Annotated in this window: 1 protein-coding gene; it reads right to left on the bottom strand. The window is 26.3% G+C overall.

What is annotated here, in order from left to right:
* Positions 1–157: 157 nt before the first annotated feature.
* A partial coding sequence (locus KI369_RS29095) for a TetR-like C-terminal domain-containing protein (protein ID WP_212959063.1) occupies positions 158–570 on the bottom strand: 413 nt, incomplete at its 5' end.

The raw sequence follows: 570 nt of genomic DNA, 5'->3' as shown, positions 1-570 counted from the left end.
ATTTCTAACTTGTAGAAATACTACTTTTCTATATCTGTAACTAATTTTCTCATTCTTTATAGCATATCAAATACTCGAATTGACTTATTTTTTTAATTACAGAAAGAATTAATTAGTATAAGAAATTGTTAAACTGGATATGTATTTTTATTTATAATCATTTATATTTATCTAGTTGAAAAATATCTTGGCTAATTAATTGATGAAAGTATTTATCCATTTCTTCTGCTGAAACACTATTTCTATTTTGGAACCACCATGCAGTTAAAGTTGTAAGTACACCTGAATGATAAGTGATAATTAATTCAATTGGAATTGTATGATTTTTACAAAGGCGTTTTAATTCTTGGTTTTCTTGTATCTGAATATCCCGATTATGATAATACATCCTATTTATAAATAATTCATCGTTCATTTGTGACTCAAGTACTTTACCAAATTTTTCGTGGTTAAAAATTTGTTCTAATACTTGAAAAGGTTTAGTTAGCCGAACGGAAAGTGGTATTTTAAAAGCCTCCTCTTGATAGTGCTTCAATGTATATGCCAATAATGCATCTTTATCTTCAAAGT

Source organism: Bacillus sanguinis (assembly GCF_018332475.1).
GTDB lineage: Bacteria > Bacillota > Bacilli > Bacillales > Bacillaceae_G > Bacillus_A > Bacillus_A sanguinis.
The sequence above is the reverse complement of the archived record's forward strand: the minus strand, read 5'-3'. Positions and strand labels throughout refer to the sequence as shown.